20 protein-coding genes and 1 tRNA gene are annotated in these 21,488 nt (G+C 52.1%); 5 read left to right on the top strand and 16 right to left on the bottom strand.

The window, feature by feature from the left end; translation table 11 throughout:
• Positions 1–197 precede the first annotated feature (197 nt).
• Positions 198–297: transfer RNA gene (locus tag ON072_RS03140), tRNA-Met, on the top strand.
• 269 nt (positions 298–566) lie between these two features.
• Here the strand turns inward: ON072_RS03140 and lpxM are convergent.
• The 4 genes from lpxM to pheS all read right to left on the bottom strand — a co-directional run bounded on the left by lpxM (position 567) and on the right by pheS (position 5,350).
• The gene (lpxM, locus tag ON072_RS03135; protein ID WP_054743973.1) at positions 567–1,520 is read right to left on the bottom strand and encodes a lauroyl-Kdo(2)-lipid IV(A) myristoyltransferase; all 954 of its coding nucleotides are present in this window, start codon (positions 1,518–1,520) and stop codon (positions 567–569) included.
• A gap of 146 nt (positions 1,521–1,666) precedes the next feature.
• Positions 1,667–1,963: an integration host factor subunit alpha gene (ihfA, locus tag ON072_RS03130; protein ID WP_025009628.1), complete on the bottom strand. Its 297-nt coding sequence runs from the start codon at positions 1,961–1,963 to the stop codon at positions 1,667–1,669.
• A 3-nt stretch (positions 1,964–1,966) separates the two neighbouring features.
• On the bottom strand, positions 1,967–4,354 hold the full coding sequence (gene pheT / locus ON072_RS03125; protein WP_071238997.1) for a phenylalanine--tRNA ligase subunit beta: 2,388 nt from the start codon (positions 4,352–4,354) through the stop codon (positions 1,967–1,969).
• 15 nt (positions 4,355–4,369) lie between these two features.
• Complete coding sequence (gene pheS, locus ON072_RS03120; RefSeq protein WP_037436488.1) at positions 4,370–5,350, bottom strand: phenylalanine--tRNA ligase subunit alpha; 981 nt, start codon at positions 5,348–5,350, stop codon at positions 4,370–4,372.
• A 365-nt stretch (positions 5,351–5,715) separates the two neighbouring features.
• On the opposite strand from pheS, the gene ON072_RS03115 reads away from it, so the two are divergent.
• The 3 genes from ON072_RS03115 to ON072_RS03105 all read left to right on the top strand — a co-directional run bounded on the left by ON072_RS03115 (position 5,716) and on the right by ON072_RS03105 (position 10,620).
• Complete coding sequence (locus tag ON072_RS03115) at positions 5,716–7,464, top strand: DEAD/DEAH box helicase (protein ID WP_208159906.1); 1,749 nt, start codon at positions 5,716–5,718, stop codon at positions 7,462–7,464.
• 50 nt (positions 7,465–7,514) lie between these two features.
• Positions 7,515–7,772, top strand: a complete 258-nt coding sequence (locus ON072_RS03110; RefSeq protein ID WP_025009626.1) for a GrxA family glutaredoxin — start codon at positions 7,515–7,517, stop codon at positions 7,770–7,772.
• Between the two features lie 226 nt (positions 7,773–7,998).
• Positions 7,999–10,620 carry a PDC sensor domain-containing protein gene (locus ON072_RS03105; RefSeq protein ID WP_261752475.1) on the top strand — a complete coding sequence of 874 codons (2,622 nt, stop codon included), beginning with the start codon at positions 7,999–8,001 and terminating at the stop codon, positions 10,618–10,620.
• 255 nt (positions 10,621–10,875) lie between these two features.
• Here the strand turns inward: ON072_RS03105 and ON072_RS03100 are convergent, their stop codons facing one another.
• From ON072_RS03100 to ON072_RS03085, 4 genes are all read right to left on the bottom strand, one after another.
• On the bottom strand, positions 10,876–11,757 hold the full coding sequence (locus ON072_RS03100; protein WP_025888977.1) for a putative ATP-dependent zinc protease: 882 nt from the start codon (positions 11,755–11,757) through the stop codon (positions 10,876–10,878).
• A gap of 83 nt (positions 11,758–11,840) precedes the next feature.
• Positions 11,841–12,206, bottom strand: a complete 366-nt coding sequence (locus ON072_RS03095; RefSeq protein ID WP_025009623.1) for an STAS/SEC14 domain-containing protein — start codon at positions 12,204–12,206, stop codon at positions 11,841–11,843.
• Between the two features lie 22 nt (positions 12,207–12,228).
• Positions 12,229–12,582: a DUF3802 family protein gene (locus ON072_RS03090; protein WP_025888976.1), complete on the bottom strand. Its 354-nt coding sequence runs from the start codon at positions 12,580–12,582 to the stop codon at positions 12,229–12,231.
• 135 nt (positions 12,583–12,717) lie between these two features.
• Positions 12,718–13,293: a YceI family protein gene (locus tag ON072_RS03085; protein WP_144190519.1), complete on the bottom strand. Its 576-nt coding sequence runs from the start codon at positions 13,291–13,293 to the stop codon at positions 12,718–12,720.
• Positions 13,294–13,564: 271 nt separating this feature from the next.
• On the opposite strand from ON072_RS03085, the gene ON072_RS03080 reads away from it, so the two are divergent.
• On the top strand, positions 13,565–13,780 hold the full coding sequence (locus tag ON072_RS03080; RefSeq protein WP_025009621.1) for a cold-shock protein: 216 nt from the start codon (positions 13,565–13,567) through the stop codon (positions 13,778–13,780).
• Positions 13,781–13,839: 59 nt separating this feature from the next.
• Here ON072_RS03080 and pdxH read toward each other — a convergent pair whose 3' ends face one another.
• From pdxH to ON072_RS03040, 8 genes are all read right to left on the bottom strand, one after another.
• Entirely contained in the window at positions 13,840–14,478 is a 639-nt protein-coding gene (gene pdxH / locus ON072_RS03075; RefSeq protein WP_025888974.1) for a pyridoxamine 5'-phosphate oxidase, read from the bottom strand.
• Positions 14,479–14,598: 120 nt separating this feature from the next.
• A complete protein-coding gene (gene speB, locus ON072_RS03070; protein WP_025009619.1) occupies positions 14,599–15,528 on the bottom strand; it encodes an agmatinase in 930 nt (309 codons plus the stop codon).
• Positions 15,529–15,559: 31 nt separating this feature from the next.
• Positions 15,560–16,489, bottom strand: a complete 930-nt coding sequence (locus ON072_RS03065) for an adenosylmethionine decarboxylase (protein WP_044734378.1) — start codon at positions 16,487–16,489, stop codon at positions 15,560–15,562.
• A gap of 52 nt (positions 16,490–16,541) precedes the next feature.
• On the bottom strand, positions 16,542–18,455 hold the full coding sequence (speA, locus tag ON072_RS03060) for a biosynthetic arginine decarboxylase (protein ID WP_025888969.1): 1,914 nt from the start codon (positions 18,453–18,455) through the stop codon (positions 16,542–16,544).
• 28 nt (positions 18,456–18,483) lie between these two features.
• Positions 18,484–19,359: a polyamine aminopropyltransferase gene (gene speE / locus ON072_RS03055; protein WP_028779304.1), complete on the bottom strand. Its 876-nt coding sequence runs from the start codon at positions 19,357–19,359 to the stop codon at positions 18,484–18,486.
• A 107-nt stretch (positions 19,360–19,466) separates the two neighbouring features.
• Positions 19,467–19,613 carry a hypothetical protein gene (locus tag ON072_RS03050; RefSeq protein WP_093983023.1) on the bottom strand — a complete coding sequence of 49 codons (147 nt, stop codon included), beginning with the start codon at positions 19,611–19,613 and terminating at the stop codon, positions 19,467–19,469.
• Positions 19,614–20,091: 478 nt separating this feature from the next.
• On the bottom strand, positions 20,092–20,751 hold the full coding sequence (locus ON072_RS03045) for a CoA transferase subunit B (RefSeq protein WP_028779305.1): 660 nt from the start codon (positions 20,749–20,751) through the stop codon (positions 20,092–20,094).
• A 15-nt stretch (positions 20,752–20,766) separates the two neighbouring features.
• Entirely contained in the window at positions 20,767–21,468 is a 702-nt protein-coding gene (locus ON072_RS03040) for a CoA transferase subunit A (RefSeq protein WP_044734376.1), read from the bottom strand.
• Positions 21,469–21,488: the final 20 nt, after the last annotated feature.

Below are 21,488 nucleotides of genomic sequence, written 5' to 3'. Positions count from 1 at the left end.
TTGATTAAGGTAAAAGATAAAAACTTCCGTTTTCAGGACCGCTTTTCTTGGTCAATCCTGCCGAATTGTTGGAGTTGTGACCGATACGTTTAATCTCCGTGCACGGATGAATTAAATTTGAACACTCAATGGCATTTTGATGATTTGTCCTTGCATTGCCGCCCCTTGGCCGTTATAGTCCACCCCGCTTTAACGGACGCGGGATGGAGCAGCATGGTAGCTCGTCGGGCTCATAACCCGAAGGTCGTCGGGCTCATAACCCGAAGGTCGTCGGTTCAAATCCGGCTCCCGCAACCAATTCCTTTCTAAAGAACCAACTCCTCTTATTAACTAAATTTGAATGATGAGCATAGCAAGAGCTTATCGCGATCGGCTTGTTCTCGTGTCGCAGGAAATTGTAAATGCTTCCCCTCCTCTTGCTTCAAGCTCAAAATATCAACCTTTGTCATAACCACCAATTCCTTGGGCACATGATTCTTACCCAAGCCTGCAAGCAACAGGCAGCACTTTGCCGATAGTACATAAAAGAAAAGCCACTCTGTGAGTGGCTTTATCTGTGTTCTATTTCAATAAATCGGCGGCATACCTTCCGGACGAGTGCGCAGTACCTTAAGAAACCACATGTACTGCTCAGGATAGGCGTTGATCACCTGCTCCACCGCCTTATTCAGCGCCTTGGCTTCATTTTCCTTGCCCTGCATCGACTCGGGATCAATTGCCGGCATAACAGTCAAACGAAAACACCTGGCTTGCTCGTCGTAGCCAATCTTCACCGGCATTACTTGGGCGTTACCTGCTTGTGCCAGGCGGCCAACCACTGGCAATGTGGCCTTGACTGTTCCTAAAAATGGTGCAAATACGCTCTGCTCCGGTCCCAAGTCTTCATCCGGCAAATAGAAGAAACTGTTACCCTGTTTCAGCTCAGCCAACAAGGCCCGGATCCCAGCTTCACGCATATAGATATTGCCGCCTTGAGAGCTGCGCATCCGGTTATTGAACCAGTTGAACAATTCATTTCGATGCGCCTTGGCCATGGAGACCATGGGCAAATCCAAATTCAGCCTCAAACCGGCATACTCTATGCCCCACACATGGGGCATGATAAAGATAATCGGCTGCCCTGCTTCACGGGCAGCGGCAATATGCTCTTCTCCCTCAACCTTGACTCTTTTGCGTATATAGGAGCTCGGCATCAAGATAAGCTCAGATTGGGCCAGCAAGGTCATCACAAAAGCTTCGGTGTTGCGCTCCAGCAACTGCTCGATTTCCGATTCACTCTTATCGGGGAAACAGGCTTTGAGATTGGCTCTGGCCACCTTAATGGGCTTATGGGCTATACGCCTGACCAAACGTGACAAACCGCGAGCGATAGGATCGCGAATAATGGCGGGCAAGAGACCAAAGAGAACCAGTACGCCTATCGCCAACCAACTGCCCCAAAATCTCGGATGCAACAATGACCAACGGAAGCGCCTATCGAAGTATTTGCCTTTCTTAGGCTTGGAAGGTGTATTTGACAAGGTTTAACCCCTGGGTGTAATTCCAATGCAATGCCAAACCAGGCATTAAAAATGCGATACAGCATAGTAGAAGTGTTTTCTACAGACACAAACAGGGAAGCCACTCACAGGAGCGGCTTCCCTGTTCTGAATTACTGACCGAGCAGTTATTTGCCTTTGTTAGCGGCTTCTACGCGACTCTTCAGCTTCTGTCCCGGACGGAATGTCACCACCCGACGGGCAGAAATTGGAATGTCCTGACCTGTTTTGGGATTCCTTCCCGGTCTTTGATTCTTATCCCTAAGATCAAAGTTGCCAAAGCCAGATAACTTGACCTGCTCACCATTTTCAAGCGCAGTTCGGATCTCTTCGAAAAACGCTTCAACCATCTCTTTGGCTACCCGCTTGTTAATGCCAAGCGTTTCAAAAAGATGCTCTGCCATTTCGGCCTTGGTAAGTGCCATACTTTAATCCCTCAACGATGCGTTGAACTCGGACTTGAGTGCAGAAACCACTGTATCAACCATCTCAGCTATCTCTTTTTCCTCAAGTGTACGAGTGTTATCTTGTAACGTAAGTGCGATCGCCAGACTCTTTTTGCCCTGCTCTACACCTTTACCTCGGTATACATCGAACAAGTTTAAGCCAACCAACTGATTTTCGCCAACTTTTCTTATCAGCGTCATCACGTCACCTGCGGCGACTTCTTCATCAACCACTATGGCGATATCGCGGCGATTGGCTGGAAACTTAGACACAGCCTGGGCTTGCGGTAATTTAGCCTGCAGCAAGGCATCCAATTCCAGCTCAAAAACTATGGTTTTGCCATTCAGCCCAAAAGGCTTCTCGAGGCTGGGATGGACTGCACCTATATACCCTATGACCCGATCATTTCTCAATATTTCAGCACATTGCCCCGGATGCATAGCCGGATGCTGCGCTCCTTTAAAACTAAATTCAGCTTCGGAAACTGTCAAGCCAATAATGGCCTCTAAATCACCTTTAAGATCGAAGAAATCAACGGTTTTCGACTCCATGCTCCAGTGTTCGTCACTCTGGGGACCGGCGATCACCGCACCCAGCATGGCTTGTTGTCTTACGCTGGATTCTGCTTGTGCATCAGGAATAAAGCGTAAACCAGTCTCAAACAGGCGTACACGAGTCTGTTGACGGGCCTGGTTATAACCCACAGCATTCAGCAATCCGGTGAACATAGACAGGCGCATAGCCGACATTTCACTGGAAATCGGGTTAGGCAGTACCATGGCTTCGCTGTCAGGATGCACCAGTTTTTGCAGCTTGGGATCGACAAAACTATAGGTGACAGCTTCCTGGAAACCTCGGGCCACCAACATAGCCCTCACCCGGCTAAGCTTCAGATCCGACTCTTTATGATCTGTCATAGAGAGGTGTGCCAGCGGGGCTGTGTTCGGGATGTTGTTATAGCCGTAAATTCGGGCAACTTCTTCGATAAGATCTTCTTCAATTGCCATGTCGAAGCGGTAAGTGGCGGTTTTCACCTGCCAGTCGCTGCCCTGCTTTTCAACCTGGAAGCCCAAACGGGTCAGGATCTCTTCCACATCGGCATCACTAATCTGATGACCAAGCAGTTTGTCCAGCTTGCTGCGGCGCAGTTTAATGTCGGCAGCCTTTGGCAGATGCGCTTCGCTCTTGGCCTCAACCACAGGGCCGGCTTCGCCGCCACAGATATCCAGCACCAGGCGGGTAGCTCTGTCCATAGCCTTATGCTGCAGCTCTGGGTCAACGCCGCGCTCAAAACGATGCGAAGAGTCGGTGTGCAGTCCAAGGCGACGGGCCTTACCCATGATGGCCAAAGGCGCGAAGAACGCACACTCCAGCATAATATCGCGGGTTTGCTCACTGACGCCGGAAGCCTCACCACCGAATACACCAGCCAGGGCCAATGCCTGGCTGTTATCGGCAATCACCAGGGTATCGGCTGGCACAATAATTTCGTTGCCATCGAGCAGAGTCAGCTTCTCTTCACCGTTACCCAGACGCACCTTGATGCCACCGTCAATCTTGTCCAGATCAAAAGCATGCATAGGTTGACCGAATTCAACCAATACATAGTTGGTGATGTCCACGATAGGATCTATCGAGCGAATACCGCTGCGGCGCAGTTTCTCCACCATCCAGTCAGGCGTTTGCGCCTTGACATTGACATTGCTGACCACCCGGCCCAGATATCTCGGGCAAGCTTCCGGGTTGGCCACGTCAATTTCAACTCTACGCTCACTACTGACGTTGGCAGCTTCCCAGCTTGGCTCGGTCACGTTAAGACGGTTGAGCACGCCCACTTCGCGGGCCAGCCCCACCATACCCAGGCAATCTGCACGGTTGGCGGTCAGATCCACATCGATAATCACATCATTAAGCTGCAGATATTCACGAATATCGGTACCGATAGGAGCATCCAGCGGCAGCTCAATAATGCCGTCGCTCTCAATCTCTATGCCCAACTCGCCATAAGAGCACAGCATGCCGTGTGAAGGCTGTCCACGCAGTTTGGCTTTCTTGATTTTGAAGTCACCGGGCAGCACGGCACCGACAACGGCCACAGCAACCTTGAGTCCCTGACGGCAGTTGGGTGCGCCGCAGACGATATCCAACAGCTCTTCGCCGCCGACATTGACCTTGGTGACCCTTAGCTTGTCGGCATCGGGGTGTTGACCACATTCAACCACTTCACCCACTACCACGCCGGAAAAGTCACCGGCAACGGCAATGACGTCATCCACTTCCAGGCCGGCCATGGTGATTTGGTGAGTTAATTCGTCACGGCTAATCGCAGGGTTAACCCACTCACGAAGCCAGGATTCACTGAATTTCATAATACTAAAGCTCCGTTATTTGAATTGCTTGAGAAAACGTAAGTCGTTTTCGAAGAAGGCGCGCAGGTCGTTGACACCATAACGCAACATGGCCAGACGCTCGACGCCCATACCAAAAGCAAAACCGGAGTATTTATCAGGATCGATTCCCACACCGCGCAGCACATTAGGGTGAACCATGCCGCAGCCGAGTACTTCCAGCCAGCCGTTCTTGCCTTTCACATCCACTTCGGCAGAAGGCTCGGTAAAGGGGAAGTAAGAAGGACGGAAACGTATCTCCAGATCCTCTTCAAAGAAGTTACGCAGGAAGTCGTGCAAAATGCCTTTCAGTTCGGCAAAGTTAACATTCTCATCGACCAGCAGGCCTTCCACCTGATGGAACATAGGCGTGTGAGTCATATCGTAGTCATTACGATAAACACGACCGGGAGAGATAATCCGCAAAGGTGGCTTTTCCACTTCCATAGTGCGAATTTGCACCCCTGAAGTCTGGGTACGCAGCACTAACTTGGGATTGAAGTAGAAAGTATCATGCCCCGCACGTGCAGGATGATGCTCGGGCATATTCAAGGCATCGAAGTTGTGATAATCGTCTTCGATTTCCGGCCCCTGTTTGACACTGAAGCCCAACTCACCAAAGAAGCTCTCAATCCGTTCAATGGTTCGGGTTACCGGATGCAAACCACCATTGTCCAGGCGACGCCCCGGCAGGGTGACATCGATTTTCTCAGCCTGGAGCTTCTGCTCCAACTCGGCTGCTTTCAGCCCTTCAATTCGCTGACTGAGGAACTGCTGTACCTTTTGCTTGGCTTCATTGACCTTCTGGCCGAAGGCGGGCTTTTCTTGTGGACTCAGGGTCGCCATCAACTTCATCATGTCGGTGATCTTGCCCTTCTTGCCAAGATAATCGACGCGGATGTCATCGAGGATTTTCAGATCACTGGCCCCTTCGATGGCGGCTAAGGCCTGTTCTACGATCTCAGTTAACTGCTGCATCTTCTCTTCCAGTGCATGCCGGCCCGTAGGCGGCGATTTTGGTGTCTGTTTGAATTAAAACAGTAAAAGAGTGAAATTTTACGTTAGCTACAGGTCTTTGACCAGTGGTGTGAGGCATTTTAGCAAATGAATTGCCTACAAAAAGTGCTTTTTTTAACCATTGATGCCCTGAGCAAGACGAGTTGTGGTGTCCGAGGATAGAAAGTGGGCAACAATGCAGGAAAAGCACAGTACCCAAGCACGTCTGTGATAAGCTCGCCCCACAGTCAATTCCTCTTTGCAAGTCAGTGTCAACAGATAGTAAAAAGCCAGTAGCTCAGAAAGCGACGACAAAAATTCAGGTAGAAGATACCGCCAAGGCAGGCATTCGCCTACGTGATTATCAGCAGCAAGCCGTGGATGCCGCTGTGCGCTATTTCCGCGCTCAGTCAGGCTCGGCTGTGATAGTGCTGCCCACAGGCGCCGGCAAGAGTTTGGTGATTGCTGAACTGGCCCGTATCGCCAAAGGCAAAGTACTGGTACTGACCCATGTTAAAGAGCTGGTCGCCCAAAACGCCGAAAAAGTTGCCCTGTTGACTGATGAAGCCAGTATCTACTCGGCCGGCCTGAGGCAAAAGCTCACCCAAGGCAAAACCGTTGTCGCCAGCGTGCAATCCGCCGGGCGCAACCTGGAAGCCTTTGACAGCCACTACTCCCTGGTGGTCATAGACGAGTGCCACAGAGTGAGCCTTGAGCAGGACAGCCAGTATCAGCAACTGCTTGAACACCTCAAATCCCACAACCCCAAACTTAAGCTGCTGGGGTTGACGGCCACCCCTTATCGCCTTGGACTGGGTTTTATTTATCGCCGCCACTATCACGGCCGGGTTGGTAATCCCGACCGAGGGATTTTCGATGACTGCATCTTTGAGTTGCCCTTAAGGCCCCTAATTAAACAAGGCTATCTGACGCCGCCCAGGCTTTACGATGGCCTGAGCGCTCAGTATGACTTCAGCAGCCTGCCGAGCAACAGCAATGGGGAATATGATGAGGCTAAGGTCGATGCCCTGCTCAGTCACAGTGGCCGTGCGACCAAGGCCATTGTTAACCAGCTAAGGCAACTGGCCAACACCCGCAAGGGAGTGATTATTTTTGCCGCCACTGTGCGTCACGCCGAAGAAGTGCTAACGCTACTGGCTGACGAACAGGCAGCGCTCATCACCGCGACCACAGAGATGCAACAAAGGGATACCGTCATCCGCGCCTTTAAAGCCCAGGAACTTAAGTTTCTGGTCAATGTGGCCGTACTCACAACAGGGTTTGATGCGCCCCATGTAGACCTTATTGCCATCATGCGGCCCACGGCATCTGTGAGCCTGTTTCAACAGATGGTTGGCCGCGGGCTGAGGCTAGCCGAAGGCAAACAGGACTGCCTGGTCATAGATTATGCCGCCAGCGGCTTTGACCTGTTCTATCCCGAGGTCGGCACTCCCAAGCCCGCGGCAAACTCGGTGCCGGTACAGGTTCCCTGCCCCGAGTGCGGTTTTGCCAATATCTTCTGGGGCAAGACGGATGAGGATGGCGACATCATCGAACACTTCGGCCGCCGCTGCCAGGGACTGTTGCAGGACAATAGTCAATGCAGTTATCGCTATCGCGCCAAGTCATGCCCGGATTGCGGCGCCGAAAACGATATCGCAGCCAAGATTTGCCATCAATGCCAATCGACTCTGGTCGACCCGGACAAACGCCTCAAAGAGGTGTTGTCAAAACAACATCATCATCTGTTCAAGGTACAGCAAATGTTGCTGCACGCCGAAGAGGGGCGTCTCAGAGTTCAGTATCTGGATTATGACGGCAATGACTTCAACCAGTATTTTAAAATGGAGACCAGTGCTCAACGCCGGGCACTGTTTGCTTGTTTTATTCATCCCCACAGCAAAACACCTGGGCTGAAACTGCCGAAATACAGTCAACCACAACAACTGGTCGACGATGCTGCGCGGTTTCGGGCGCCGGATATGCTGCTGCTGAAAAAACAGGCGCGGCGCTGGGATTTATTGCAAACTTTCTTTGATTATCAAGGCAGGTTTCAAACCGAAAAATCATTCCTGGGATCAAGCGACTTAGCATAGGTCTTTAAGCTGTGGTATAACTGCTGCAAATCAAGTCCATGGGAGTCAATATGTTTGTAGTTATTTTCGGTCGTCCAGGTTGCCCATATTGTGTGCGTGCAGTGCAGCTTTCTGAGCAACTGGCTGAAAAGCGTGATGATTTCAAATTTAAGTATGTCGATATTCACGCCGAAGGCATCACCAAGGCCGATCTGGAAAAAACCGTAGGCAAGCCGGTTGAAACAGTGCCGCAAATTTTCGTCGACAAAGAGCACGTCGGCGGCTGCACTGAATTTGAAGCTTATGTCAGAGAAAACAACCTGCTCTGAAGCAAGCCTCCTTCTCGACGCTAAGGCACCCAAAGGGTGCCTTTTCTTATATCCCCAGTCCGGATTGCATATCTCTGCCCGGTTTCGCGCTCAGCCCAACTGCAAACCCTGCGCGCTCATTCAGCACGAGTGCCCCCACTAACTATTAGGTGCCCTTAGAAAAATGGCGGCTTTTCTCAAGAGGTTGTATTATGTAACAGCTTGAAAAGCTTATTACTGAGGATATATGCAAGGGAACCAGGCAAAGCAACAATCCAACCGATTACCTTGGCTTCCCGGCTGGCTGAAACGCTTGCCGGTCAAGTTTGCCCTCAGTCAGTTACTCATCAGCGCCCTCATTGTCATCAGCACTGTGCTGGTATTGCTCAGCATTCAACGTAACCAGTTGCTCAGTCAACAAAGAGCATTGAACCAAAGTTATGGTCAAGTCGTTACCGCAAGACTGCAGGAAGTGACCTCTCAGATAGAAAGCCTGGTCAGTACCATGGCGAATCTTGGTGCCCTTTACCGCAGCAATGGCACAGCGCTCAAGGCCAGTATCGAGTCGGTGCTGGAATTGGAAACCCAGAAAGAGATGATCACCGGCGGCGGGATCTGGCCTGAACCCCGAGCCTTTGAACCCGGGCGGATCCTCGACAGCCTCTTTTGGTATCGCGACAGCTACGGCAAACTGCAGCAACTTAACAGCTATAACGAGCAGCCACAGCAACGCTACCACAACGAAGACTGGTATAAACCCACCCGCTTTTTTCCGGCCGACAGAACCTTCTGGTCCAGCGCCTATCGCGATCCCTACACGGCCGAAGCCATGGTCACTGCCTCTGTCCCTATCTGGCAGGATCATGAGTTTATCGGTGCCGCCACAGTGGACATCAGCCTTGGTGGCCTTAATCGTTTCTTCAGAGGCGCCCTCAAAGATCTCAGCGGTTATGTGTTTGCCCTCGACTACCGCAACCATCTGCTCGCCTCTCCCTGGGAAGATGAGTTGCTGGACAGCACGCTGGAAAAGCCGCTGAGTCTGGATAATTTTCAACGCCTTGAACGCCTGTTCCCCGAGTTTCAATCTGTTGGTGAAGCACTGCGCAGCGCCGATCAGGTGCTTATTCAGGAGGCCAATCAACATAAGGCCTTCAGCAGTCAACAGCTCAAAAGCCTGATGGGCGAGCGTGATGAAATCGAGGCGGCACTGCTTGCCACCATAATCAACAACTCTGCCAGAGAATGGCCGGCCAATGCCAAGCTGCTGCTGACCCAAGAACTGACCCGAGATCCCTTGCTCAACGAGCCAGCGCTGGTTTCGGTATTTTTGATGCCCAAGACCTATTGGAAAATAGTGATAGTCACACCGCTGTCATCCCTCAAAGAGGACGCGACATTGATTGCCGGCAAAGTCGGCATCTACCTGGTGGCGATCCAGTTGCTGGCACTGCTGCTGTTATTTCTGGTGCAGCACAGATTGTTTATCAAACCTATCAGCCGCATGGTGGCAGCGCTCAGGGAAAACAACCCTGCCCGGCTGGAGTTGGACGCCAGAGACAGAGAAGATGAACTGGGGATGCTGGCCGGCAGTTTTATCTCCCGCACCCGTCAGTTGGAAACGGCGATGGCCAGCCTGGATGCCAGTAACCTGGCGCTGGAGCAGCAACTGGAGGTGCAACATAACGCCCAACAAATTCTCAAAACACGTACCGAGCAGCTCAATGCATTGATGAATCATTCACAGAACATCATCTACATCAAAGATTTAACCGGGCAATATACGCTGGTCAACGACAAGTATTGCGAAATTACCGCCCACGAACGGGCGCAGTTTATCGGTGCGGATGACAATCAGGTCTTCCCTCTCGGCCTGGCACAAATTTACCAAGCCAACGATCAAAGGGTTGTCAGTAACCAAAGCCCCTTCTGCTCCGAAGAACCCATTGCCACCCCTCTGGGGGATGTCCTGTATCAGGTAACCCGCTTCCCCATCCGCGACGAATTTGGCGAACTGTGTGGCATAGGGGCAATTGCATTCGATCTTTCCAGTCACAAACGCCAGGAACAGCAGTTGGGGCAAGCCCTGGAGTTACAGGCCGATATCAATAAACGCAACAGCCGTACCCTGCAACAACAGCAGCTACAGATAGCTCAATTGGAAGGTCAATTACAGCAGGCACAAAGCAAGTCTCAGTTGCTCAGTCTCAGCAGCACCTTGATGAAAGAGCAGGAGCTGCAGCTGCCAAGACTACTTGCCCAGCTGGTTGCTGACTTGTCTGCCGACTTCGATCAGCTCGGCGCGAGTTTGTTTGAAGCCGAAAGCACCGAAGTTTTGAATCAGTCCAAGGAACTTATTCTGCTTGGTTCCGCCAGATTGCGTCACCTGTTGGCGCTGGTCAATTATCCACAGACAGAGGTCAAGACGCTTCATTTCGATGAATTCGTGATTCACCTGCAGGCTCTGATGGCGCCGCAGTTTGCCGCCGCAAACGTTGAAATGAAATTGGCGATTGCGGAAAAGCTGTTGCCTGGTGCCAAACCCTGGCAGCTTTTATTGCTATTCTACCCTTTGCTGAGCAATATCCTGCATCATGCATTTACCCATCAATCTGCCAATGCCCTGATAACTATTAAGGCGGACAAGCTGGACGAGCGCCATCTGGAGGTTACAGTAACAGACAACGGCAGCGGAATAAGTCAGGAGATGCTGGCCCGTATTGAACAGGCCGCGTCACAAAGCGGAACCGGCACTCTGTCACAGTTACAGAGCTATGTGAGGCTAAAACTGCTTGGAGAAATGACCATCAGCTCCCAAGAGGGAGACGGCTGCTGCATCCGCCTGCTGCTGCCGCTTGAGTCCATTGAGTAACTTAACCCGGCTCCCCCTGAGGCGAGAGAAGACTCAAGCACTGGACTTATCAAACCTTTGCAAAACTCTTTCAGCTAGACAATTTCACATGGGCCGGGATTTCAGCATAACCCAAGTCTAAACAATGAGAAGCAAAGGGCTGCCATTCCATGCCATTGAAAAACATCACTATAATATTAATGAGTTTCACCTCTGAATGACAAAAGCCGCCATAATAGGCGGCTTTCCCGGGGTATGGTTAGAAGCGCTTAGCTGTCAGTCGCTTTCTTTCAGGCTGACATCCACCAGATAGTGACCCTGCAGCCAGTTTCGGCCAATCAACAGTTTATGGGTCATCTTGCTTCTGTCTTTAAGGTTAACCTTGACCGGATACTCTCTTCCCGGCTCGCCAATGTTGAGTTCCACCATATAACGAATTTCACTGCCTTGGGCATTACGGATAAGCGAGGTATTGGTGATCATGGCATGCAGGCGTTGCTTTTCGCCCTTTTCGTTTTCTGTGGTGAAGCTCAGCTGCTTACCGATATTCTTTTCCATATCCTCATCGCCGTTTTCCACTTTCAGATCCGTAGCATGCAGTGAATTTTCCACCGCGCCGGTATCGATACGGGTTTGGAAAATCAGTCCTGATTCCCGCACACTGATGGGAGCGACCGGCCCTATGATGCGCTTTTCAGCCACATCGACCAGAAAGTCATCGGAAAGCCAGTTGCGGCCGATAAGCAGTTTATAATCCATGTGGCTGCGGTCTCTGAGATTAACCTTGACCTTACGTTTGTGATCGCCAAACGCGACGTTCAACTCCACCATGTAACGCGTCTCTCGTCCCTGAGAGTTACTGACAGTAGATGTCTTGACGATTTTGGCCTTGAGCTGCTTTTTCTCACCACGTTCGTTTTCTGTGGTAAAGCTGAGCATTTTGCCCACGTTATCCTGCATCTTCTTGGCACTGCCGCCAATGACCTTGAGATCCATCGCATGCATGGAGGTGTTGGCCGCCCCAGTATCGATACGGGCCTCAAAACTGAGCCCGGCTTCGGCGACCGTCATAATTTCAGTCTGACCTATGACTGTTTTTTCCTGGGCAAACACTGATGTCGAAAGCAACATAAAACAAAGACCAAGTTTTTTAAGCATAGGACTATTCCATTCATTTCACTTAACAAGATGAAAATCCGGCTGAAATGCCGGAACTTACAGATAAGACAGATGTTAACGCTTCAGGTTCCCGAGAGCCAGGCTCGGCCCTTGGCCATTTCCGCTCTGGGAAACACGGCCACCGGGCAAGGGAGCATCAGCGCCAAGGTTTGAGCCATACCCTCGATGGCGGGGCTATCGGTGATCACAGCTATACGGGAAAAGTCCTGCAGATGAAACAGTCCAAGGCAGGCATCATCCCACACCGCTTGCAAAGAGATGCCCTCGAAGTCAGCTCCGTATTCATACCAGAGTTTAATGAGCACATGTTCCCTGAGTTTGGACTCGACCGCCGGCAGCAAAACAGCATCGTAATCATCACCGCTGATCACACCGCTGGCGCGAACTGCCACTGTATTGTCATCAAACCCGGAAAGCAGTGTCAGCATTGAGCGCCTCCACCTGTGTGCGTTATTGAGACAGGAGCTTGGCGATTTCCTGATCAAACAGATTCTTGATCAAACCGGCAAACTCGCTGATAAACAAGGTTTGCTTTGCCGTAGCCTTATGATTGGCCACCTTGGCCAGGATCTCTTCCAAATCGTACACTATGGCATCTATCTCACGGATAACAGTGTTACGCTGGGCAAAGGACAGTTGCGGATTCTGGCCACAGACCATAATAATCTGCGCCGACAGCTGCTCTTCAAACTGTTCCATGACGCTGCTGTCGCCCAAAGATTCCCCTTCGGGAGTCTCAAACAATCCAAGGTGTTCGGTCAGGAATTGTATGAGGTGCATATAGCCGTCTTTGTCTGTAACCATCTTTCTTCCCGCGTGCAACGTCTCAGGCCAACCCATAAGGGGCAAACTTCCGAACGCCGCCAACGCGGCGATCAGAGAGTCACATTATGAAACAAAATCCGCCTTGAGTCTTGCCTCAAATCAAGCCGTCGTTTGTTACTTGTTTAATCTTAGAACAAAAGAGACAGGAACAGCCTTACTGATGCTGGATAGACCGGCAATTTCACGTAATTTTTCAACCCCATCGGTCAAACCAAACTCTTCGGCGTTCACTATGACGGCTTTTTGCGAGGTTACCAAGAGGCTCGACTCACCGAGTCTGGCCACCACCACACCAAAGCGCTTGTTCTGACTCTTGCCATGCAGCGACAACACGCCATCAATCTCAGTAGTCAGCAACTCGCCGGGTTTGAGCTTGTCCAATAGATCCGCAGGCACTTGTGCTGTCAAGGTCAGGCTAGGAAAGTTAGCCACCTCAAACAGCATGGTTTGCATCCGCTTGTCGCGGATTTCAATGCCGGTATTAACGCCGTTGAGCGGGATCTCCAACTTGAATTCGCCACTCTCGGCAAGTGTGCCACTCACCTGGTTGAACTCATGTACCTCGGCGATATCACCTTTCTTGACCGACACAAAGCTAACCTTGGAGTCGGCATTGTCCAACTGCCAGTCAGCCGCCAGGGCCAGGTTACTGAAGGCGCCGAGCGCCAGCAAGGAGATCCATTTCTGCATATTCTTGTTCCTTGTAGGGTGTGAATTGAACTGCGCCCGATTTCACCCGGGTAAAAGCAAGCGCTTTTTGTAGATTACTCATTACTAAAGCATATTGTTCACTTCAAGAAAACCTTTGCCGCTATTGAGTGAACTTTTGCTCACGGACCACCACGGCCGCCTGCAACCATTTCTCTCAGCGTCACCAGACTGTCAAGCCAATGAAACAAAACCCTTTTATTCTACAAACGCTAATACAGACCAGCAGCCAAGATTAGGTAACGAGGAAACTATGTCAGAGCAACAAGTGACAGGAACCGTTAAATGGTTCAACGATGAAAAGGGCTTTGGTTTTCTAACCCAGGAAAACGCCGCCGATGTGTTCGTCCACTACCGCGCCATTCAAGGCAGCGGCCGCCGCACCCTGAAAGAGGGTGAGAAGGTCAGCTTCAGCGTGACTGAAGGCCAAAAGGGGCTGCAGGCAGAAAACGTAGTGCGGTTAAAATAGCTGACGGGTAAAAGTAAAGGGACGGCAGATGCCGTCCCTCTTGTTATGCCATAGCGCCATCAAGGTGCAAGGCGATTGATCTCCCATCCGTCATCTGTGCGGCTGTAGAGGAATCTGTCATGCAGCCTGTGCTCACCGCCCTGCCAGAATTCCACACTGGAAGGCACTATGCGGTAGCCGCCCCAAAACTTGGGCAAGGGGACTTCGCCCTTGGCAAACTTGGCCTTCATCTCGGCAAACTTACTCTCAAGTGCCTGACGGGCGCTAAGCTTGCTCGACTGTTTCGAGACCCAGGCCGCTATCTGGCTGTCTTTCGGACGGCTGACAAAGTACTTGAATACCTCTGTAGCAGACAGGGCTTCGGCTACCCCTGTCACGGCCACCTGGCGCTCCAGCGGATGCCAGGGGAACAGTAAACTGACCTTGGCGTTGACGGCAATCTGCTGCGCCTTACGGCTTTCCAGATTGGTAAAGAATACAAAACCCTGCTGATCGAAACGCTTCAACAAGACTATCCGCTGAAACGGCTGGCCGGTTTCGTCCACTGTGGCCACCACCATGGCGGTAGGGTCCGTCAAAGGTGCATCCTTGGCCTGCGCCATCCAGCGCTCAAACTGCGCCATGGGCTCGGCGGCCAGATCGGCGCGCCTGAGGCCGCCTTGGGTGTATTCGCGGCGAACATCACTCAAATCTGTCATCGTCTATCCTTGTCCCTGAGCCGGGCGCAAAGCCCCAGCGAAACGGAACCCCCAGCCTAGGCTGGGGGCTCTATACAAGAAGAAAAGCCAACGACAAGCGTTGGCTTAACGTAAAGCGGCTTACTTGACTTTGCCCTGCCCCAGCGCCCAGACATGCAGCATTTCCAGGCCCAGCGTCGCGCCCGCCAGCGCAGTAATGTCGGCGCTATCGTAAGCAGGCGCCACTTCAACCACATCCATACCCACTATGTTAAGGCCCTTGAGACCGCGGATAATCTTCAGCGCCTTGTCGCTGGTGAGACCGCCGCATACCGGAGTACCGGTTCCCGGCGCGAAGGCAGGATCCAGGCAATCGATATCAAAAGTCACATACAAAGGCATATCGCCAACCCGCGCCTTGATCTGCGCCACAATTTCATCGGCGGTCATTTCATTGGCCATGGCAGCGTCAATCACCTGAAAACCGTGGCCTTCTTTGGTGTATTCGGTGCGGATCCCCACCTGCACAGAATGAGCCGGATCAATCAAGCCTTCGTTTGGGGCATGATAGAACATGGTGCCATGGTCAAACTTGCTGCCCTGACTGTAGGTGTCGGTGTGAGCATCGAAGTGCAGCAGCGCCATCTTGCCAAACTGTTTGTGGTGCGCGCGCAGCAGCGGCAGGGTCACAAAGTGATCGCCACCAAAGCTCAGCAGTGTCTTGCCGGAGGCCAGAACTTTGCTGGCAAAGTTTTCGGTGCGCTCGGTAAAGTCGGCGGCATCACCACAGTTGAACACCAGATCGCCGGCGTCCACTATCTTGATATATTCGCTGAGGCTGAAATCCCAAGGCCAACGCTTCTCTTCCCAGGCCAAATTGGTCGAGGCATTGCGGATAGCTCCGGGCCCCATACGGCCACCGCTGCGGCCGGTAACGGCCATATCGAAAGGCAAACCTATTACCACCACATCCGCATCGCTTTCTAGCGGTTTGAAATCCAGTGGCTGACGCAAATAACCAAACGCATTTGAATAAAGCGAGTAATCAGGTTTATCTGCTAAAGTGGTCATAAATACTCCAAAACTTGGCTAATGCCGATATTTACATGGACTCAGGGATCAGCACTTCGTGGCACATCTGCTGATAGTGACTGAAGCCAACATTATAACCCTGCTCCAGGGACAAAGAGCAACTTCCCAGACATAAATGTTCAGGGTAACCACGGGTGTCCAACTGGGCGTTGAAGCCGATGACATCCCAGCTGCCGGGATTGAGAATGGCCAGCAAACGGGCGAAGATATCTATCGGTTGTGCGGCGAGATCCAGGTTGGTCTCGAAGCTGACATAAGAGCTGCTTTCCTGGGGCGTGATATGAATAGTCATATACTCTTTGCCGCGAATGCCGTTGATGGAATAACCAAAGGGCTCAAACAGGAAGTCATCAAACTGGAATCCGGGCAGCATCTCTTCCAGTGCCAGCAATTGGCGAACCCCGGCGCAGCTTTGATTATCGGAGCGCAGATAGTCGGCCGCCTCACCGCGAATGTGATACATCAACAGCTCACTGGTGGCATCACCGCTCTCGGCGCTGAAGGCCTTGTCGCTGCAAAACAGATAATGGTGATGGGAATCCAGATGACCAATACGGTACGCCACGCCGGACAGTTTCTCTCTCAGTGCCTGTAAGTCCTGCTCAAAAGAGCTGGCCTGCAGGTGCGACAGATATTCGTTTTTGCGCTGAAAAGTCGCAAAGGCTATCGCCTCTTCGCCGAGGGAGTCGATAAAATGCAGGGTCGAGCGCGCCAGTGTGGTGGTACCACAGGTCAACATTAAAAACCTGTCGTCCCAAACAAACAGACTCGACTCGCTGAGCAGATAGGCATCGCAATAATCATTGCTGACGGAAGAGAGGATTTCTGCATTGGCCTTGGCCACCATCTCTTCCCAGAAGGGCTTTCCCAGTGAGCGCAGCGAAGGCGTAGCCGGCGTCACTATCACTTCAATTTTTTTTTCTGAACCTTCAAAAAACATCTTTTATCTCTACTTGTTGCAGGCCCCGAAGGGCCTGCTGAATGCACCGACCTTATGAAAAATCTTCCAGATAGGTATAACCCTTAAGACCCAATTGCAGCTCTTCAAGGATCGAGGTGCGTTCGTCTTCGGCAATATGCTGATTCACCAGCTCTTCGTAGGTGCGCATAAAGGATACGGCATCCAGGTTCACATAGCGCAGCACATCGGCCACAGTGTCACCGGACAGCACAGACTCTATGTTGGCCAGGCCGCTTTCATCGAGACGCACCACAGCCGAGTTGGTATCACCGAACAGGTTGTGCATGTCACCGAGGATCTCCTGATAAGCCCCAACCAGGAAGAAACCGATAAGATACGGGCTCTCGGCACTCCAGGCAGGAACCGGCAGTGTGGTTTCAATCCCCTGCCCGTCCACATACTGATCCACCATGCCGTCCGAGTCACAGGTGATATCCAGCATCACGGCGCGGCGCTCTGGCGCGGTATCCAGCCCGGTCAGCGGCAACACAGGGAACACCTGATCTATACCCCAGGCATCCGGCAGCGATTGGAACAGCGAGAAGTTAACGAAGAACTTGTCGGCCAGTTTCTCATTGAGTTCATCAATGATGGGCCTGTGATAACGGTTCTTGTTGTTCATCAAGCCCTGTAGCTCGTGACAGACACGCAGGTTGGTCTGCTCCGCCCAGGCGCGCTCTTCCAAGCTCAGTTGCCCAAGAGCAAACAGAGCGTGAGCTTCGGCCAGATCCGATTGGGTATCGTGGAAAATCTCAATCAGGGCACGGGAATCGGCGCGGCCGCGGATATCGCTCCAGGACTGCCACATGTTGTGCAGCAGCTGTGGGGCATCCTCTGCCGGTGGCTGAATATTCTCAGGGGAATAGGCCTCGGTACCGATAACATCCGTGATAAGTACGGCGTGGTGCGCCGTCAGGAAACGGCCGGACTCAGAGATAATCCTCGGCACCGGCTGCTCGTACTCGGCGCAGACATCACTCAGGGCGCTGACGATATTGTTGGCGTATTCGCTCAGGCCATAGTTCATAGAGTTGTTGCTTTGGCTGCGGGTACCGTCATAGTCCACCGCCAGGCCGCCGCCCACGTCGAAACAGTTGACCTTGGCACCCAGTTTTCTCAGCTCACAGTAGAAGCGCGCCGCTTCACCCACACCATGGCGAATATCGCGGATATTGGCAATTTGCGAACCCAGGTGGAAGTGCAGCAACTGCAGCGAATCCAGCATGTCGGCACTCTTGAGCTCGTTGACCACCCGCAGCACCTGCGCAGCAGACAGACCAAACTTGGACTTTTCACCGCCACTGGCCTGCCACTTGCCCTTGCCCTGGAACGCCAGGCGTGCGCGCAGACCCAGACGCGGAGTAACCCCAAGCTCGCGGGATTCCTGCAGTACCATCTTAAGCTCGGACATCTTCTCCAGTACTATGTAGACCTTGTGGCCCAGCTTTTCGCCTATCAGTGCCAAGCGGATATATTCTTTATCCTTGTAGCCGTTACAGACTATGACTGAGCTGGCCTTTTGTGCCATGGCCAGTACCGCCATCAGCTCAGGCTTACTGCCAGCTTCAAGCCCTAGTTGCGGTGCTTCTTTGCTGACCTGGCTGGCGAGGATTTCCTCAACCACCGTCTGCTGCTGGTTCACCTTGATGGGATAAACCAACAGATAGTCCTCGCTGTACTCGTACTTTTGAATCGCCTGATTAAAGGCCTGGCACAGGCTATCGACCCTGTGGTGCAAAATCTGCGGGAAACGGACCAGCACAGGCAGGTTAACACCGGCCTTCACCATATCTTTGGCCAGTTCGTTCAGGCCGATTTTGCTGTCCGGATTCAAAGGATCCGGTGACACTGTCACCTCACCCTGATCGCTGATCCCGTAAAATCCCTGGCTCCAGTATGCGACGTTGTAGCCGACGCGGGCATCGTCAATAGACCAATCACTCATGTTCGTTAGCCTGTTATCAAAAAATGGGTTATGCGGTAACCGTCATCGCTGACGCGACCGCCTGTTCGACAAACGCCGGCAGCGCAAAGCTTGCCTGATGGATAGCCGGCGTGTAATAACGGGTGGTAATACCGGCCCGTTCAAAACGCTCTTCGAGAGTCGCCAGGCTATGCTGACGCGCCTCAAGATCATCGGTTGCCCAGGCAAAGGCCATGCTGCCACCCACATAGGTAGGCACGGCCGCCATATAGAACCGACACTCTTTCACATAAGAGCTCATGCGTCTGACGGTATTTTGCACTTCATCCAGCTGCATAAAAGGCACGCCGTTCTGAGCGACAAAAATCCCATTTTCATTGAGACAACGCTTACAGCCCTCGTAAAAGTCGGAACTGAACAGTACTTCTCCCGGACCAAGGGGATCTGTGCAGTCAGAGATAATCACATCAAATTTTTGCTGTGATTGCCTAACATAATCCATCCCGTCGCTGATCACCAAGTTGACTCTGGGGTCATCGTAGGCGCCTTGGGAATGGTTTGGAAAATAGCTTTTACACATTTCCACCACGGCGGCATCAATCTCCACCATGGTAATGGATTCAATCTGTTTATGTTTGACCACTTCCCGCAGCATGCCGCCGTCACCGCCGCCTATGATAAGCACCCGCTTGACGTCGCCGTGGGCCAGAATAGGCACATGGGTCAACATTTCGTGATAGACAAACTCATCTTTCTCTGTGGTCTGGATGGCGCCATTGAGCGCCATGACCCGTCCCATAGCGGCATTTTCAAAAATGCTCAGGTGCCACTGTTCGGTCTTTTGCTCGAACAGCACCTTTTCCACCTCAAAATACTGCCCGTATGCCGGATGCAGTGTCTCGTAGTAAATATTCTTGGCTTGCATTTAACCTAAAACTCTTGGTGTTGAATGTAAGGGTGGACAAATAACCCGTCCTCGGCGATTCAAAAATGAATGCCGAGTGAATTTATCGTCGTAGATGGACGACGGGCTCAGTTGGGACTATTGGCCTGTTCGCGGCCGGAATTGATGCGGATTAACGTGAGATGTTTCAAGCCGGTATTGTCATAGCTGACAATGGTTGAAAACCTGTGTTGTGGCACTTGGCGAACCAGTGCGGCAAATGAATGGCTGTGCATTAGCTAAAACCCTCTTAACCCCGTGTAAATGGTGCTTTGTTCATTTACACGGTTAATGACTCGTGAACCATAATAACCCTGTTACTCACGTTTGCCTGTCAGGACTGAATGTACCTTCAAAACGGCGCAATTAAACCTTGCTGTGCCCCATAATGCAAGCACGAATCACAGTTTATCCAAGGCTTTGAAATATAAACTACAGTTGCGATGTTCACCCATGCCATTTAAACGGTTTTTTTTCGATTTATATCAATAGATTGAGCCATGAAAGCCGATTTTATCTGTTCAAGATTTTTTAAATACTCAGGCTCCCTATTTTGATCGCCAGATACCGCTTTGGGTACCTAGTTTGATTCAATGCAGCCCCCTTGGGGAATTCGAGGGTGAAAACTCACCCTCAAACAAAGGTTTGTTATCTTGAAGCCTGGCGATTCGAGCGCAAATCACGGCAGCTAAAAATGCCCCCCAATTTAGCGAATTAATCAAAGGTCATTTCCGGCACAGACTCGCCACAATGCAGTCTGCCCGCCGTCTTGGCACGGATCTCCTCAACAGTCACCCCCGGCGCGCGCTCCAGTAGATGAAAACCGCCGTCACGGATCTCCAGCAGTGCCAAGTCCGTCAGCACCCGCTTGATACAGTTAACCCCGGTCAGCGGCAACGTGCAGCGCTCAAGCAACTTGGACTCACCCTGTTTGCTGCAGTGCATCATGGTACATATGATGTTGGCCGCGCCAGCCACCAGATCCATGGCGCCGCCCATCCCTTTGACCATCTTGCCCGGGATCATCCAACTGGCAATATTGCCCTGTTGATCCACCTCCATCGCCCCCAACACAGTGAGATCCACATGCCCGCCCCTTATCATGGCAAAGCTCAGGGCCGAGTCGAAAATCGCCGCGCCTTTGACCGCAGTGACTGTCTCCTTACCGGCATTGATCATGTCGGCATCTATCTTTTCCTCCAGCGGAAACGGCCCCATTCCCAACAGACCATTTTCCGAATGCAGCATCACCTCTATCCCCGGTGGCAGGTAGTTGGCTACCAGAGTGGGAATGCCTATGCCCAGATTGACATAATCACCGTCACGGATCTCTCTGGCGACCCGCATAGCCATCTGTTCGCGACTCAACGCCATAATGCTGTTCTCCTGTTAGCTGGGCCGAAAGGTGCGCTTTTCGATGCGTTTTTCAAACTGTCCCTGCACCAGGCGATCGACAAAAATTCCCGGTGTATGAATTTGTGATGGCGGTAGGCTGCCGGGCTCAACTATCTCTTCGGCCTCCACCACTGTTATCTTGCCCGCCATCGCTGCCAAGGGGTTGAAGTTCATCGCGGTGTGGCGATAGATGCAGTTGCCCTGCCAATCGGCCTTCCAGGCACGAACCAGCGCAAAGTCGGCGACTATGCCGCGCTCCAGCAGATACTCCCGACCTTCGAAATGTTCACTGGGTTTGCCCTCGGCCACGGGGGTTCCTACCCCGGTGGCCGTGTAAAACGCCGGGATCCCGGCGCCGCCGGCGCGGATCCGCTCGGCCAGAGTGCCCTGAGGCACCAGCTCCACCTCCAGTTCACCAGTCATCATCAATTGCTCAAACAGGGCATTTTCACCCACGTATGACGCCACCATCTTGCGAATTTGGCGGTTTTGCAGCAACAGCCCAAGACCGAAGTCGTCGACGCCACAGTTGTTGGACACCAGCTCCAGATCACGCACCTCTCTGCGCACCAACTCGGCTATCAAGCCCTCGGGAATGCCACAAAGGCCAAAGCCTCCGGCAATGATCCGCATCTCATGGGTTATCCCCTCCAATGCCTGTTCATGACTGGCAACCCTTTTATCCAACCCGGCCATAGTGATTCTCCTGTGTCAGC

Origin of the sequence: Shewanella sp. K8, assembly GCF_028823715.1 — a bacterium.
Classification (GTDB): Bacteria; Pseudomonadota; Gammaproteobacteria; order Enterobacterales; family Shewanellaceae; genus Shewanella; species Shewanella algae.
This window is presented reverse-complemented; position numbering and strand designations above follow the sequence as displayed.